The sequence below is a fragment of the Nocardia testacea NBRC 100365 genome (assembly GCF_000308775.1).
Taxonomy (GTDB): domain Bacteria; phylum Actinomycetota; class Actinomycetes; order Mycobacteriales; family Mycobacteriaceae; genus Nocardia; species Nocardia testacea.
Genome location: NZ_BAGJ01000034.1, coordinates 21127 through 36366, shown reverse-complemented (window position 1 = coordinate 36366; position 15240 = coordinate 21127). Strand labels below are relative to the sequence as shown.

The 15240-nt window shown below is 67.5% G+C and carries 14 protein-coding genes and 1 pseudogene; 5 read left to right on the top strand and 10 right to left on the bottom strand.

The window, feature by feature from the left end; all coding sequences use genetic code 11:
- From ON38_RS37375 to ON38_RS04670, 3 genes and pseudogenes are all read left to right on the top strand, one after another.
- Positions 1-372: pseudogene (locus ON38_RS37375) on the top strand (hypothetical protein); the annotation flags it as partial.
- Positions 373-445: 73 nt separating this feature from the next.
- Positions 446-1543: an adenosine deaminase gene (locus ON38_RS04675; protein WP_039822635.1), complete on the top strand. Its 1098-nt coding sequence runs from the start codon at positions 446-448 to the stop codon at positions 1541-1543.
- 92 nt (positions 1544-1635) lie between these two features.
- A complete protein-coding gene (locus tag ON38_RS04670; RefSeq protein WP_051164376.1) occupies positions 1636-2934 on the top strand; it encodes a D-alanyl-D-alanine carboxypeptidase family protein in 1299 nt (432 codons plus the stop codon).
- Between the two features lie 59 nt (positions 2935-2993).
- Here ON38_RS04670 and ON38_RS33930 read toward each other — a convergent pair whose 3' ends face one another.
- From ON38_RS33930 to ON38_RS04645, 5 genes are all read right to left on the bottom strand, one after another.
- Positions 2994-4232, bottom strand: coding sequence for an ATP-grasp domain-containing protein (locus tag ON38_RS33930; protein ID WP_157181664.1), 1239 nt, complete (start codon positions 4230-4232; stop codon positions 2994-2996).
- Positions 4233-4254: 22 nt separating this feature from the next.
- Positions 4255-5496: an MFS transporter gene (locus ON38_RS04660; RefSeq protein ID WP_039822634.1), complete on the bottom strand. Its 1242-nt coding sequence runs from the start codon at positions 5494-5496 to the stop codon at positions 4255-4257.
- Positions 5497-5901: 405 nt separating this feature from the next.
- Positions 5902-6930 carry an inner membrane protein YhjD gene (yhjD, locus tag ON38_RS04655; protein WP_039822633.1) on the bottom strand — a complete coding sequence of 343 codons (1029 nt, stop codon included), beginning with the start codon at positions 6928-6930 and terminating at the stop codon, positions 5902-5904.
- 43 nt (positions 6931-6973) lie between these two features.
- Positions 6974-8008 carry a tryptophan--tRNA ligase gene (gene trpS / locus ON38_RS04650; RefSeq protein ID WP_039822632.1) on the bottom strand — a complete coding sequence of 345 codons (1035 nt, stop codon included), beginning with the start codon at positions 8006-8008 and terminating at the stop codon, positions 6974-6976.
- On the bottom strand, positions 7968-8969 hold the full coding sequence (locus tag ON38_RS04645; RefSeq protein ID WP_083872249.1) for an oxygenase MpaB family protein: 1002 nt from the start codon (positions 8967-8969) through the stop codon (positions 7968-7970). The genes trpS and ON38_RS04645 overlap by 41 nt, the downstream gene beginning before the upstream one ends.
- A gap of 203 nt (positions 8970-9172) precedes the next feature.
- Between ON38_RS04645 and ON38_RS04640 the strand changes: the two genes are divergently transcribed.
- Positions 9173-9808 carry a TetR/AcrR family transcriptional regulator gene (locus ON38_RS04640; protein WP_039822631.1) on the top strand — a complete coding sequence of 212 codons (636 nt, stop codon included), beginning with the start codon at positions 9173-9175 and terminating at the stop codon, positions 9806-9808.
- 19 nt (positions 9809-9827) lie between these two features.
- On the opposite strand, the gene ON38_RS04635 is transcribed toward ON38_RS04640, so the two are convergent.
- The 3 genes from ON38_RS04635 to ON38_RS04625 are packed head-to-tail and all read right to left on the bottom strand — an operon-like array spanning position 9828 to position 11594.
- On the bottom strand, positions 9828-10307 hold the full coding sequence (locus ON38_RS04635; protein WP_039822627.1) for a barstar family protein: 480 nt from the start codon (positions 10305-10307) through the stop codon (positions 9828-9830).
- Positions 10307-10801: a guanyl-specific ribonuclease gene (locus tag ON38_RS04630; RefSeq protein ID WP_039822626.1), complete on the bottom strand. Its 495-nt coding sequence runs from the start codon at positions 10799-10801 to the stop codon at positions 10307-10309. Before ON38_RS04630 ends, ON38_RS04635 begins: the two co-directional genes overlap by 1 nt.
- Positions 10802-10811: 10 nt before the next feature.
- The gene (locus tag ON38_RS04625) at positions 10812-11594 is read right to left on the bottom strand and encodes an exodeoxyribonuclease III (protein WP_039822625.1); all 783 of its coding nucleotides are present in this window, start codon (positions 11592-11594) and stop codon (positions 10812-10814) included.
- A gap of 57 nt (positions 11595-11651) precedes the next feature.
- Between ON38_RS04625 and ephH the strand changes: the two genes are divergently transcribed.
- Positions 11652-12500, top strand: coding sequence for an epoxide hydrolase EphH (gene ephH / locus ON38_RS04620; RefSeq protein WP_051164373.1), 849 nt, complete (start codon positions 11652-11654; stop codon positions 12498-12500).
- A gap of 234 nt (positions 12501-12734) precedes the next feature.
- Here the strand turns inward: ephH and ON38_RS04615 are convergent, their stop codons facing one another.
- Complete coding sequence (locus tag ON38_RS04615; RefSeq protein WP_039822623.1) at positions 12735-13982, bottom strand: acyl-CoA dehydrogenase family protein; 1248 nt, start codon at positions 13980-13982, stop codon at positions 12735-12737.
- A 169-nt stretch (positions 13983-14151) separates the two neighbouring features.
- A complete protein-coding gene (locus ON38_RS04610) occupies positions 14152-15153 on the bottom strand; it encodes a hypothetical protein (RefSeq protein WP_039822622.1) in 1002 nt (333 codons plus the stop codon).
- Positions 15154-15240 lie beyond the last annotated feature (87 nt).

Genomic DNA, 15240 nt, shown 5'->3' with positions numbered 1-15240 from the left:
GCCTGGCGCCTGGGCGCCGGCCGCGCCCGCCAGGGCGACCCGGTCCAGGCCGCCGCCGGCGTCCAGTGGCACGCGGCCCCCGGCGACCCGGTCACCGCCGGACAACCGCTGCTCACGCTGCACACCGACACCCCGGAGGCGTTCCCCCGCGCATTCGAGGCCCTGGCCGAGGCGATCACGGTGGAGACCGGATCCGTCGACCGGCCCGCGCCGGGCCTACTCGTCCTCGACCGGGTCGGCACCGACGCGCCGCACACCAGGCAGCACTGGTCGCCGCGCCGGGGTTCCGGTCACCCGTCTGCCCGATCCGGGCCGGACACCGGGCGCCTCCACCCGCGACCGGCCGCTGACTATGAGGGGAATTCGAGGTGAGCGCCCGTCGAAGAGGTGGAACCTTTCCGGCCGTCCGGCTGACCGACGCGACATTCGGCGATACCGTCGGCATATGACCGGACCTCTGCCGCTGGATCTCGCCACATTGCGCCGGGCCCCGAAGGCGCTGCTGCACGATCATCTCGACGGCGGTCTGCGGCCCGCCACCGTGCTCGAACTGGCCGCGGACTGCGGATACGACCGGTTACCCGCGACGGATGCCGAATCCCTGGCGCGCTGGTTCCGGGACGCGGCCGACAGCGGCTCGCTGGAGCGCTATCTGGAAACCTTCACCCATACGGTCGCGGTGATGCAGACTCCGCAGGGATTGCACCGGGTGGCCCGCGAATGCGCCGAGGATCTGGCCGCGGACGGGGTCGTCTACGCCGAGGTGCGGTTCGCGCCCGAACAACACCTCGACAAAGACTTGACACTCGACGAAGTGGTCGAACACGTTCTGGCCGGTTTCGCAGCGGGCGAGGCGGCCGCCGCGGCGGCCGGGCAGCCCATCGTGGTGCGCTGTCTGCTGACCGCCATGCGGCACGCGGCGCGATCCCGGGAGATCGCGGAACTGGCCGTCCGCTTCCGCGACCAGGGCGTCTGCGGTTTCGATATCGCGGGTGCGGAGGCCGGATACCCGCCCACCCGGCATCTGGACGCCTTCGAGTACATGCGGGTCAACAATGCGCATTTCACCATCCACGCGGGTGAGGCCTTCGGTCTGCCGTCCATCCACGAGGCGCTGGCGTTCTGTGGCTGCGACCGGCTCGGGCACGGCGTCCGGATCCTCGACGATATCGAGGTGCCGGGCGCGATCGAGCACGCCCGGCTGGGGCGGCTGGCGGCGTATGTGCGCGACACCCGCGTGCCGCTCGAGCTGTGCCCCTCGTCGAACGTGCAGACCGGCGCGGTGCCCTCACTGGACAAACACCCGTTCGACCTGCTGGCGCGGCTGCGCTTCCGGGTCACGGTGAACACCGACAATCGTCTGATGAGCGATACCAGCATGAGCCGGGAGATGCTCAAACTGCACCAGACCTTCGGCTACGGCTGGAGCGATCTGGAACGGTTCACCATCAACGCGATGAAATCGGCGTTCATCCCGTTCCCGGAGCGGCTGCGGATCATCGACGACATCATCAAACCGGGCTACGCGGTGCTGCTGGGCTGAATCGGCACCCGTGATACCGGTCGGTCCGGAAACCATCGGTGGGAGCCCGTGGCGCACATCTCGCGCGCCGGGATTCTAGGCTCGGCGTCGATATGTACAACAGGCAGCTACATCAGCGCACCGCCCGGCTCCTCGGTTCGGTGCTCTCCGCCGCGGCTCTCGCGGCCGGACCGCTCACCGTCTGCGGGAGCGCGGCAGCGCAGCCCGCGCCACCCACCACCCCTCCGTTCACCACCCCGGTCACCGATACGTGCCCGCAGAAGACCCAGCCGCCGCCGGCGATCGACGCCTCCGAGGTCCCGGAACCCGGCGAATCGGCGCCGACACCGCTGTCGGTCCCCAACTCCCCGATCGGCGGGAAACGGCTGGGCGAATGCGGTGTGGTCGTGCCCAGCGGCGCCCCGCCACTGCCCGCGGATATCTCCGCGACCGCCTGGATGGTCTCGGACCTGGACACCGGCGCGGTCCTGGCCACCAAGGACCCGCACGGCCGGTACCGCCCGGCCAGCACCATCAAGGTGCTGCTCTCGATCGTCGCGCTGCGCACCCTGGATCTGGACAAGGTCGTGGTGGGCACCCAGGCCGACGCCGATGTCGAGGGCACCCGCGTCGGGATCGGACCGGGCGGCCGCTACACCAACCGGCAATTGCTGCACGCCCTGGTGATGGCCTCGGGTAACGACGCCGCCCACGCGCTGGCCGCTCAACTGGGCGGCGACGACGTGGCGGTGATCAAAATGAACGATCTCGCGAAATCACTGCACGCCTACGACACTCGCGCGGCCACCCCGTCCGGTCTGGACGGCCCCGGGATGAGCACCTCGGCCTACGACCTGTCGCTGCTGTTCCGGGAAGCCATGTCCATCCCGCTGTTCGCGGAGATGATCCACACCGAACAGTTCGATTTCCCCGGTTACCCGCCGGACCCGCGCATCCCCGGCGATCAGGACCATCCCGGCTTCCCGATCGCGAACGACAACGGACTGCTCTACAACTATCCCGGTGCGCTGGGCGGAAAGACCGGTTATACCGACGACGCCCGCCAGACATTCGTCGCCGCCGCCGAGCGCGACGGCCGCAGGCTCGCGGTGACCCTGCTCCAGGCCGATGTCCTGCCGATCCGCCCGTGGGAGCAGGCGGCCCGATTGCTCGACTACGGTTTCGCGCTCGGGCCGGAGGCACAAGTCGGTGATATCCCCGGCGACGACGACGAATCCGAGCTCGGCGCACCCGGGCTCGCGGTGCCGCCACAGGACGCGGTGGCGTATTCGGCGCAGGGCCCGAGCGGTGGACAGTTCGAAGAACTGTGGATGCTGCTCATGGTCGGGGGCCTGATCCTGGTCCCGATCCTGCTGCTCGGTACCTGGCACGTGCGCACCCGTCACCGCTGACCGGAGTTTCCCGCCGAGAGGGCCGGCCGGGGGTCCTCACCACCCCCGGCCGGTACGGATCAGTCGGTGGTGAAGAAGTCGCCGGCCCGCTTGCGGACCTCGGCGCACCGGAAATCGAGTTCGTCGCCGGTATCCGCGACCACGAACACCAGGCCGAGCGCCACCGAATCCATCATGGACTTGGTGGCCGGATAGGTCCGTCCCGGCTCGGCCGCCATCCGGACCTCCTGCACACCGGGTAGGTCCGCCAGTTCCGCGTCGGCTCCGCCCAGGTACCGTGCCTCCCGCTCGACACTGAGCAGCACCAGCGCACCGCGCCGGGACAGCGCATAGCCGCTGTCGCGCTGCGCCACCGGCGCACGCATGCCGAACAGTTCGGCGATGTACTCGCTTTCGCGATGGATCTGCGAATTGCCGGTCAGCGCATGAGTGTGCAGCGGATGACCGATCCCGTGGGCGCGCGCCCCGAAATCGATCAGCCGGGGGCCCGGCGGGCCGGACATGATCTCCATGTGCGCGGGCCCGATCCGCATACCCAGAGCATCGAGCACCCGGCGCGCGTAGGCGGCCAGTTCCCGCACGATCGGCTCGTCGTGGTCGAGCCAGCGACCCTTCTCGTAGACGAAGTCGCCGGACTCCGAAACCCATTTGTCGTACACGGTGACGCAGACGATTTCGTGACCGGCCGGGGTGGAGAAGGTGTCCACGGCGTATTCCACCCGGGGGGCGGGATACATTTCCTGGATGAGGGCGGCCGAGGTACCGCCGAAGAAGCCGGCGCGGTCGGTGATCTCGGCGACCGCCTCGGCCAGTTGGCCGGGCGTCTCGACCAGCCGGACGCCGACGGAAGCGGCGCCCCGGGCCGGTTTCACCACCAGTTTGCGGCCCGCGCGTAGTTCGGCCACCGCTTCGGCCGGTACGGCGGTGTGACCCGCGGGAACGGCCCGGGTGGTCAGAGTCGGGATCCCGGCGGCGGCCAGGGCCTCGAACATGTACTGCTTGTCCCATCTTCGCTGCGGCAAGACCCTCTCGCCGGCCGGGCACCCCGGAATATCGGCGCGTAATCGCTCGGCCAATTCGACACCGGGTTCGGATCCGGCGACGACATAGGCGACCGACCGTTGCGCGCACAGGCGCAGCAGCGCTTCATAGGAATTCCCCAGATCGGCGGCGAAATCCACCGCTCCCGCCGTGGGAGCGGTTCGGAATCCCGATACCAGGGCATGATCGGTATCCAGGAGAACGGGTTCGATGCCGTACTGCTGGAGCACCCGGGGATACAGCCTTCCCGAGCTCACGGGATCCACGATCAATACCGAATTATCCGACACGAACCGAACTCCTGTTCTTGGACATTCCTGCAACTACCGCCACCGCGCCCGCGGCGAACGAGATCTGGATGACGAGCGTCCAGTACAGCGCGCTGTCGTGTAGCACCCCGAAAGCGCCGAGACCGGGACCCACGGCGAATCCGAACGACTGGGCGGCCGACAGATAACCCTGATACCGGGGGTTCTCCGAGGGCGTCGAGATATCGGCGATCGAAGCGCTCGCCTGTGGGATGAATATCGCCTCGCCCAGCGAGAAGAGCACGAATCCGGCAATACACACGGTCCAGCTCGAACCCGCGCCGCAGACAGCGAGCCCGAGCCCGGTGACGAATATCCCCAGACCCAGCGCGTAGTTCCAGTTCAGCCTGGCAGTCAGGGTGCTGATCGGCAGCTCGAAGAAGATGATGAATAGCGAATTGATGATGAGCAGGACGCTGTAGAGCCGGCCATCGTGGGAAACCTTCTCGACCGACAGCGGAATTCCGCTCATACTCTGCGCGTAGACCGCCATGGCCGTGCCGAATACCACGACCACCGCCCACAGTCGCGAAACGCGGGACGGGTCGTGCGGCGCCGCCGCGGCGGTATCGGAGATCGGATCGGGCGCGGACGCGTTCCGTTCCCGTGCCGCCGCCAGCGCCTCGGCGCCGCGCAGCCTGGAGCGTTCGGAGAACAGGAACGCGGCGGTGCCCAGTGAGCCGAAGGCGGACAGCGAGAACAACATGGAGAAGTTGTGCTCCCCCACCGCGGAAACCATGATCGGGGCGACCGTGACGCCGCTGCTGAGGAAAATGCGGTGGAAAGCGACCACCGTGACGGTATTTCCCTCATAGGCCGATCCCGTCACCAACGCCGCCGCCGGTCCCGAGAACGATTGCGTCACCGCCACACTCAGCGATGCGAGCACAATGGCCGGTACCGGATCGGTCGTCGACATACCGAGCAGGTACAGCAGCGGAACATTGAGCACGGAACCGGCGATCAGCACATCGGTGGAGCCGAAACGGGCGGCGAACCAGCCGCCGGCGACCGAGCCGAGCACTCCGGCGAAACCACCCGCGAACAATGCGAGGGTCAGCGCCGAAGGGCTCAGCCCCATCGATGTGTAGAACACCGTCGAGAACAGCGCCAGAAAGCCGACCGACCTGCTCAGAAAGGTGGTGATCGAAACGATCCATACTTCCGCGGGAAACGACGGTGTCTTCCGCTTGCCTGCTAACGCGACGGCCAACGAAAACTCCGCCTCGAATCCGCCGGGCGCACCACCGCGGGTGCGGGATGCCGGGTCGACGCCTCGGAACCCACCGGGTCCTCCTCTACTCGGCAGCATGCCGAACGCTGTGCGCCCCGGCGAATTTCCGGGAATCGAGCTACCTCGAATCGGACGATAGGACAAGCCTCGGCACGGAACATCCGTCACGCGATCCGAAATATCCGCATCCGGGTGTATGAGTACATATCCGCGGCGATACCCAGGCATTCGAACGGGCCATTACGACCGGACAATCCCGGCAGAAGGACCGATTCGACATCGGTGTCGACACGGAAGTCGCCCACAGTTCGGGTGTGGTCCGCCGGGGTGAAATATGGCCGAACAGCCGGTGATCCGCCGAGTTACGCCCGCCGGCACGTGCCGCTAGTCGCGCCGGCGGCGGCGCAGCCGGGTGATACCCAGCGTGGCGAGCGCGCCGACGCCGAACAGCGCGGCACCACCGAAAAATCCCGGCCGGCCACTGTCCATGCGCGGCCGGATCAGCGCCGGCCCGGGCACCGGCACCGAGGCCGGCTGCTCGTTCTCCCGCGCGGTCGCCGCCCAGGCCGTGGCGAACAGAATGATCCGATAGACCACGTAACTGAACACCATGATGCCGATGATCGAACCGAAGGCGGCGCCGGCCGGGCTGTTCAGCACCGACCGCATATAGATCCCGGCGATATTCTTGAAGACCTCGAAGCCCACCGCCGCCAGCGCGGCGGCCTTCAGGGCGCTGCGCAGGGTGACCGGCTCCCGCGGCAGCCGGGCGATGATCCAGGCGAACAGCGCCCACGAGGCCACCATGGCGAGCAGGGTGGACAGCAGCCACAGCAGCCAGCGCACCCCGGGCATCTCGTGCAGACCCAGCAGTTCGAGCAGTTGCACCCCGAGCCGGCTCGACGCCACCGCCGACAACCCCAGCGACACCACCAGGGCGAGGAACAGACCCAGCAGCGCGCCCAGGTCCGACACCTTGGTGCGCAGCCAGTTGTCCTCGTCCGAGGGCTGCTCCCACTGTTCGGTCAGCGCTTTGCGCAGGTTCGCCATCCAGCCGAGGCCGGAGTACAGCCCGGTGAGCAGACCGAGCACACCCACCGTCCCGCGGGAGTTCACCGCCTGGTCGATCAGGTCGTTGAGTTGATCCCCCATCTCACCCGGGATGTTCTCGACGACCTTGTCCTGCAGTTCGCCGAGTAGCTCGGCGTTGCCCGCCAGCACGAAGCCCGCGATGGCGAAGGCGATCATCAGCAACGGGAACAGCGACAGCACAGTGAAATACGTGATACCCGCCGCGTAGTAGTCGCCGCGCTGATTCTGATATCTCCCGGCCGCGCGGACCAGATGGTCGAGCCACGGCCGCTCTCCGATCATGCGCTGGACTGCGGCCTTACCGTTATCGATCACCTGCACTGTTCGCGCCCCTCATCGCCACACGCACGGCCGGCGGCCGGTATCAGTGGGTCAGGAACCCGACCCGGTCGTAAACCTGTGCGAGAGTGTTGCCGGCGATCTCGCGCGCACGCTCGGCTCCCGTGGCGAGTATGCGATCGAGTTCACCCTGATCCGCCATGTACTCTTCCACTTTCGCACGCAAGGGCGTGACAAATTCGGTCAGTGCGTCGGCGACGTCGGCTTTCAGGTCGCCGTACCCGCGGCCGGTGTAGCCCTTCTCCAGCGTCACGATCGGCGTCTCGGTCAGCGCCGACAGGATCACCAGCAGATTGCTGACGCCGGGCTTGTGCTCGACGTCGTAGCGGATCTCGCGCTCGGTATCGGTGACCGCCGAGCGCACCTTCTTAGCCGTCACCTTCGGGTCGTCGAGGAGGTTGATCAGACCCGCGTCCGAACTCGCGGATTTGCTCATCTTCGCGGTGGGATCCTGCAGGTCGTAGATCTTGGCGGTGCCTTTGACGATATGGGCCTCCGGGACCACGAAGGTCTTCTTGAAGCGGGTGTTGAACCGCTGCGCGAGATTGCGGGTGAGTTCCAGATGCTGGCGCTGGTCCTCCCCGACCGGCACCTGGTGCGCCCGGTAGAGCAGGATATCGGCCGCCATCAGCACCGGATAGGTGAACAGGCCGACGGTGGTGTTCTCCGCCCCCTGTTTCACCGACTTGTCCTTGAACTGTGTCATCCGGCTCGCCTCGCCGAACCCGGTGACGCAGTTCAGCACCCAGGTCAGTTCGGCGTGCTCGGGCACCTGCGACTGCACGAACAGCGTCGAGCGCCGGGGGTCGATACCCAGCGCCAGCAGCTGGGCCGCGGCGACCCGGGTCCGGCGGCGCAGTTCCTTGGGATCCTGCGCCACCGTGATCGCATGCATATTCGGGATGAAGTACAGCGTGTCGTAGTCGTCCTGCATATTGACCCAGTACTGCAGGGCACCGAGATAGTTCCCGAGGTGGAACGAGGCACTGGTCGGCTGGATACCGGAGAGCACTCGCTGTTTACGTTCCCCGGCGGCCGGGGTCTGGGCAGGACTGGACATGCCCATGATTTTGGCATGCGGGTCGAGCCGAATTTCGCTCCGCCCACTTGCGTGGATCAATTCCCGGCATACTCCGCTTGCCCTCCCGGGCCAGACGCTGTTCCTGTTGCGTGATCAGCCGGTACACCGGTGCGCTGGGGCCGTTGAGGGCGGTTTTCACCGGTCGCGGTACCAGCACCGAGGGCACACTGTGCGCATTGCGCACCGACTGCGCCAATCCGCGGTAGGCGATCTCGTCGGTCCGCTTCCACTCGATTCCGTACATCTCGCGGATCCGCGCCGGCAGACTGCCCTGGACCAGCAGGTAGTACGCCGAACTCACCTGCCGCCCGGGCGCACGCTGCGGATACGGCACCACATGCCCGGACAGATAATTGCCCACCTTGCGCGCCTCGTCGGTGAGGAACAGTTCGTCGGAGGCCAGGTAGCTGTCGAAGTACGCCCGGAATGCCCGGTAGTCGACCGGCGCCGCCGCGCGCGGCATACCGAACAGCTCGCCCCAGCGCACATAGTCCTGGTATAGGTCCTCGCGTTCGGTATCGCTGAGCCGCCGGACCAGCAGGTCGTACATGACCTCCGCCGATTCGAAGGTGAACGCCATGGTCATGAAGCTCAGGTGCGGGTCGTAGGCGGAATAGGCCGACCCCGCCGGGTGGCGCGCGCCCGCGTCCTCGGGTAGCCGGCCCTTCACCTTCGCGTGCTTCTTGCCGGTGAACTCCAGCGCCCGGTCGGCCTCCTGCCGGGTGCCGAAGAAGACGGCTTCGAAAAGTTTCCCGGTCAGCGCGAGCCGGGTGTAGGGGGTGTCGCGATGCTCGGTCGATTCGGCGGTCCCCACATAGAGCAGCGGGTTCACCGCGCCGATCACCAACGCCCGCAACCCGTAGGTGAGGCCGACGGCGCGTTTGCGCATCACCCGCCTGATCATCGAGTCGTCGGAAAAGTATCCGGTGTCCACGGCCATCCGAGCCTCCTGGTCCGCTCCACGTCGAGCACTGCGCACCCGCATCTGGCAATAGCATCCACCAGTTGCTCCATTTCTGGCAAGAGCTGTTACCAAAGTGGGGGTGCTTCCGCGGTACGGTGGTTGTCGTGCTCGGTTGATCGCGGGAGCGAGGTGCGGCGACCGGCACCTGCTTACCCGGCGCGGACCAATAAACTCGGGCTATGGCAGCGCAGCGCACGTATGGCGGTTTGTCCGCGGAGGAACGGCGGGTCCAACGGCGCACCGCGTTGCTCGATGCGGCACTCGAGATCATCGGCACCCAGGGACTGGACAAGCTCACCGTCTCGGGGATGTGCTCGGAAGCCGGGCTCAACGAGCGCTACTACTACGAGAGTTTCGGCAGCCGCGACGACGTACTCACCGCGCTGGTCGACCGAATCGCCGAGGAACTGGTGATCGCGATCGCGGCGGCCCTGCAGACAGCCGGTGACGATTCGCGGGCCAAGGCGCACGCGGCCATCACCGCGGGTATCCATCTACTCACCGACGATCCCCGCAAAACCGAGGTCACCATGGTCGCCGCGATGGCGACCCCGCAGTTACGGGCGCGCACCACCGAGACCATCCGGGTATTCGCCCGGCTGGTGGCCAGTGAGGGGATCGAGTTCTACGGGGTCACCGACCCGGCGCCGGACCCGGTGATCGATTTCCGGGCCACCTATCTGGTAGGTGGGCTGGTCCAGACACTGACCGGCTGGGTGCGCGGTGATCTGCCGATCAGCCGCGACGAGTTGATCGATTACACCACCGATGTCTTCGTCCTGCTCGGCGAGGACTTCGCGCACCCCGGCGACTGAACCGCTCCGCGGTGGGCGATCAGACGCGGACCGGGACCGCGGTCAGCCCCTCCGGCGCCCCCTGCAGGACGACCCGGAACGCCACCTCCCGCGAGGCCCAGAATTCCGCGCATTCGACGAGCACCGAACCGAACCACTCCCGCTCCCCCGGCGCGTCCGCGAGCAGTTGCCCGGCATCACGGACGGCCACCACATAGCCGGTGGCGTCCCCGAGCAGATCCTCGAGGTTGAACAGGCATTCGTCGAACGCGTCCTTGTTCGGCCGGAAGTAGTACGGGAATTGCAGTGCCGCGGCGAATTCGTCGAACAACGCCGGGACTGTGCGCATCCGGCTGCCGCGGACTTCGCGCACCCGGTAGCCGGCGGGCGCGCCGTAGCGCACCCGGCTGAACTCGGCGGCGTCCACGGCCGCCACACCCACGACCGGCAGTGCGGCGGTGGCTGCCGACCCGTGGTGCGGGCGGGTGAGGAAATCGGCCAGCAGGACAGGTTCGGCCATCAGCGCATCCTGGTGAAGGTGTCGTAGTGGTCACCGGTGTACCAGGCGGAGCCGTCGCTGCCGGTGACAATGCGTTCGGCGTCGCGGGACTGCCCCGGTTTCTTCGGGTTCACATCCCACTCCTGGTACTCGACTGCCTTGCCCGCGGAATCCGCGGCGGGCAGGCGGCCCTCCCGGTTCCCGAACCGAATACCGCCCTTGGTGCCCGGGGCGTTCGCCGAATCGGGCCAGCGCCCGGCATCGATCTCCGCGAGTGTGGCGTAGGCCCGGTCGGGCACCCCGGCCACCTTCGACACCACCGGGGCATCGGACGCCGTGGTCCGGCCCGGTGCAGGCTTCGGCGCGACCGACGTGGCGGCCGCCGCGGTCTCCGACCGTGCCGCCGCGTCGGTGGAACCGCTGTCCTCTCCGGCCTGACTGCTGAGCAGGGCGACCACGACAGCCACGACCACCGCACTCAGCGCGGAGAGGACCTTCACAACTTTCGCACGCACGACTACCCCCTCATCGATACTGGACGGTCACCGGAGCATGGTCCGACCAGCGTTCCGCGTAGGTCGCGGCACGTTCGACCACCGCCTGCTTCGCCCGTTCGGCGGCCTGCGGTGTCGCCAGCTGGTAGTCGATCCGCCAGCCGGTGTCGTTGTCGAACGCGCGCCCACGATACGACCACCAGCTGAACGGACCGTCACCCTCCGGGTGAAGTTCCCGGACGACATCGACGTATCCGGCCGCCAGTTGCCGGTCCAGCCAGGCCCGTTCGGCGGGCAGGAAACCGGATTTCTTCAGGTTTCCCTTCCAGTTCTTCAGGTCTCGTTCGGTGTGCGCGATATTCCAGTCGCCGGCGATGACGAAAGCTCCGGTGCGGCTGGACATCCGGGCGGCGAGTTCGTCGAGGAAACGATACTTCTCGTCCTGCCGGGGCGTATCTGCCTCTCCGGTATGGACGTACACGCTCGCGACGGTCACCTCGTCGAAATCGACCTCGAGGTAGCGGCCGGTGGCGGCGAACTCACTGTCGGGTTCGATTCCGACCCGCACCGCTCGCATCGGCCGCCGCGCCAGCACCCCCACCCCGGCACGGCCCTTGGCGCCGGGCTCGGCGTGGGCGAGAGACCAGCCGTCGGCCAGGGCGGGCGCGAGCGCGGCGGCCACCTGGGCATCGTCGGCCCGCGTTTCCTGCAGGCAGACGATATCGGCCTCGGTCCGGGCCAGCCAGGCCAGCAGCCCCTTGCCCGCGGCCGCGCGGACCCCGTTGACATTGACAGTGGAAAGGATGTACGGCACCGATCGACCGTACAATGACAGGTCACCGCTACTTGCCAGGAAGGGGTGACGACATCGATGTCAGGCACCTCCGAGACCGCGATGCCCGAGCCGGTCGGGGCCCTGCACCTGGGTTCAGGCGCGCCGCTGCTGCTCCTGCACGGAGTGCTGCTCTCCCCGCACTGCTGGGAGCGGACGGCAACCCTCCTGGCCGCCCGCTGTGAGGTCTTCGCTCCCGCCCTGGCCGGTCACTGGGGCGGGCCGGAATTCCCGGACGGCCGGTACGCCGCCGCCACCCTCGCCGACCGGGTCGAAGCGCAGCTGGACGATCTCGGCTGGCGGACCTGCCATATCGCCGGCAATTCCCTGGGCGGCTGGGTGGGGTTCGAACTGGCGCGGCGCGGCCGCGCCCGCACACTCACCGCGATCGCCCCGGCCGGCGGCTGGAAAACCCCGTCGCCGCTCCAGCTCCGCGCCGCCGCCGAGATCGCGCCGATGATTCCGATCGCCGCAATCCTGCGGCGGCTGGGCGATTCCCCCGCCGAGAGCCGGATCCTGCGATGGGCCATGGCGCACCTGCTGACCAAGAACACCCGGGCGGTCTCCCGTGCGGACGTCACGGCGGTGATCCTGGCCGCGCTGCACTGCCCGGCGCTGCCCGCACTCACCCTCGGCACGCTGCGCGGACCGTCGCTGGCGGATATGTCCGACATCACGACCCCGGTCCGGCTGGTCCTCGCCGATTCCGACCGGGTCCTCCCGGCCCGGGCACACGGTGGCCGATTTCTCCGTGAGCTGCCGCCGGCCGCGGACCGGATCCTGCTCGGCCGGGCGGGCCACGTGCCCATGCTGGAGGCTCCCGATCGGATCGCGAACCTCATAGCGGAACACATCTACGCCAGCCGCGACCACCTGCGCGCTGTGTAATCGGCGCCGCCTCGGCGGCGCGGGGTCGAGGCCCCCTCGGTCCCGCCGTTCCGGCCTCGGGACTCGTGTCTTCGGCACATGCAATGTGCGGTGGGCCGCCCATAGAGGGCGACCATCGAGCACCTCCGGCCAAGGGCGGGACGGGCCTCGACCCTGTATGGACCTCGCAAGACTCGGCGCCGAGGTGGTGGGCGCTTCCCGGTGCAGTGGCGATCGGGCGGCGGCGGTCGAGTATCAGTTTCCGAGCAGCCCCTTCGCCACGTGGGTCACCTGGATCTCGTTGCTGCCCGCGTAGATCATGAGCGATTTCGCGTCGCGGGCCAACTGCTCCACCCGGTATTCCGACATGTAGCCGTTGCCGCCGAACAGCTGCACGGCCTCCATCGCGACCTCGGTCGCGACCTCCGACGAGTACAGTTTCACCGCCGAGGCCTCCGAAAGGCTCAACGGTTTACCGGCCTTTCCACGCTCGATGATGTTGAACACCATGTTCTGCACATTGATCCGGGCGACCTCCATCTTCGCCAGCTTGAGCTGGATGAGCTGGAACCGTCCGATCTCCTGACCCCACAGCTTCCGGTTGCGGGCGTAGTCGGTGCACAGGCGCAGGCATTCGTTGATCACACCCAGCGCCATGAACCCGATACCGACCCGCTCGGCCACGAAACTGGATTTGGCGCTCTCCCGGCCGTCGCCGCCGCGGTGTTCCTCGGTCTCGCCGAGCAGCCGATCCCGGCCGAGGCGGACGTTGTCGAAGAACAGTTCCCCGGTGGGCGAGGCGTGCAGACCCATTTTCTTGAACGGTTTGCCCTGGGTGAGCCCCTCCATACCCGCGTCGAGAACGAAGGTGAGCACCTTGCGGTCGCGGGACGGGGTGCCGTCGCCCTCGTCCAGTTTCGCGTAGACGACCAGGGTGTCGGCGAAGGGACCGTTGGTGATGAATGTCTTCTGACCGTTGAGGATGTAGTCCTCGCCGTCGCGTCGCACGTAGGTCTTCATCCCGCCGAACGCGTCCGATCCGGAGTCGGGTTCGGTGATGGCCCAGCACGCGATCTTGCGGAGGCTGACGATATCGGGCACCCAGCGCTGTTGCTGGGCAAGCGTGCCGCGGGAGAGGATGGTGGCGCCGCCGAGTCCGGTACTCACGCCGAGCGAACTGCACAGGCCCATACAGACGCCGGAGAGTTCACTGGTCAGCACGGCCATCATCGTCTGCTGATCGAAACCGCCGCCGGACCCTTCCTTATCCGCCGCGGCCGGCTTCTCCGCCCCGTCGGCGGCCGCCTGTTTCGCCGCCAGCTGCTTGTTCAGCGCTTCCTCGGCCATGGCACCGATACCGAAATCCGCGTACAGCTTGCGCAGAACCGGATAGGGCAGCATCTCCCCGCTGTCCAATGCGTCCAGGTGGGGGCGCACTTCCTTATCGATGAACGTCCGCACCGCGTCGCGGACCATCAGGTCGGTATCGGACCATTCGAACATCGTCGTCCTCCGGAATCACCAGCAGCATTACGGTGTAAACCACCGGGCGGACGCACCGTCGCATCCACCTTGTTGACACCCTGCCAGTTCTCGGCCCATCGCGCTGCGATCCAGCGAAATCCGTATGCGGCCGCGGACGGTGACCGCCGGGCTCTCACGACGGGACCGGTCACGGCCGCGTGGCATGCTCACGCAACCGACCCACCCGCGAGACAATATCGTCGTACCAGGTCAGGGGCTCCCCTTCCTTGGCCCAGTCCATCCGGGCATGTTCTTCGAACAGTGGCCGCAGAGCGGCGATCTCGGCGGCGTCCCGACTCAATTCCGTCCGGCTCAGATCATTGGGCTTCCACTCGTTCCACTCTTGCGCGCCGCGAGGACTCGGCGTCGCGTAGTGGCTCGTGAAGGGGTTCGATTCCGAGTCGAAGTCACGGTCCGCACGGAACGCCTCCTCGTGGTCGTACCCATAGACGTGGTCACCGTCGCGCAGCCAGTTGTTGGGCCGGTCCCAGTTGCGGACGAGAACATCCAGTTCACCGAGTTTTCGGGCGCCGGGTAAATCCTTGACCGCCTCCATGGCAGCGCGAGCACCGGGATCCACGCGGGTCCCGGGCACGACACGCCCCGGCAGTCGCTGCATGAGCAGAACGCCACCTTCTCCCGCGATCACCGGCGCGACCGGGGCGCCGATCGCACGACCGACCGCGGCGGCGAGAATTTCGGCGGACTGCCGGGCCGGGCCGAGGTCGACCTTGCGTACGACCTCGAATCCATCCGGATACACCAGGAGCTCGACACCGTTCTTCGCACTGTCCATCTCCGCCGGCGATCGGATCTCCGGTTCTCCGGAACGCTCGGCGGCGCGCAGACGAGCAGTGAATTCGTCCACCGACATCAAACGTGACGTCGCGACAACCGGACGACCACCCGCGGTACGCACCTCGGTGTCCGTAACGAGGTCGCGGCCGGCGGCCTCCGCGCTCGTCTTCACCGATACATCGACATCGACCCCGGAGCGAGCCCTCCGATAGAAGCGCCGGAGCCCGCCACCCGTTCCGGTGGCTACCGCACCGAGCCGCTTGACAGCCTCCCCGACGACCCGGCGCACCCCCTCGGTCATCGCCACCCCGCCGAGGGGATGCGACGAGCGGAATTCGAATTGCTTGCGCACTCGCGCGGCGGTGACGGCATGGGCAATACTGGCCCGCGAATTCCGCGACGACCAATCAGCGAGGGCTTCCCATCCCGAGGCATACCC

Bases quoted from the DNA above. Each gene is read 5' to 3' on its own strand.
- ON38_RS04675 (WP_039822635.1), top strand. From the start codon at position 446: ATGACCGGACCTCTGCCGCTGGATCTCGCCACATTGCGCCGGGCCCCG.
- ON38_RS04645 (WP_083872249.1), bottom strand. From the start codon at position 8,969: ATGGCCGTGGACACCGGATACTTTTCCGACGACTCGATGATCAGGCGG.
- ON38_RS04640 (WP_039822631.1), top strand. From the start codon at position 9,173: ATGGCAGCGCAGCGCACGTATGGCGGTTTGTCCGCGGAGGAACGGCGG.
- ON38_RS04635 (WP_039822627.1), bottom strand. From the start codon at position 10,307: ATGGCCGAACCTGTCCTGCTGGCCGATTTCCTCACCCGCCCGCACCAC.
- ephH (WP_051164373.1), top strand. From the start codon at position 11,652: ATGTCAGGCACCTCCGAGACCGCGATGCCCGAGCCGGTCGGGGCCCTG.
- ON38_RS04670 (WP_051164376.1), top strand. From the start codon at position 1,636: ATGTACAACAGGCAGCTACATCAGCGCACCGCCCGGCTCCTCGGTTCG.
- trpS (WP_039822632.1), bottom strand. From the start codon at position 8,008: ATGTCCAGTCCTGCCCAGACCCCGGCCGCCGGGGAACGTAAACAGCGA.
- ON38_RS04615 (WP_039822623.1), bottom strand. From the start codon at position 13,982: ATGTTCGAATGGTCCGATACCGACCTGATGGTCCGCGACGCGGTGCGG.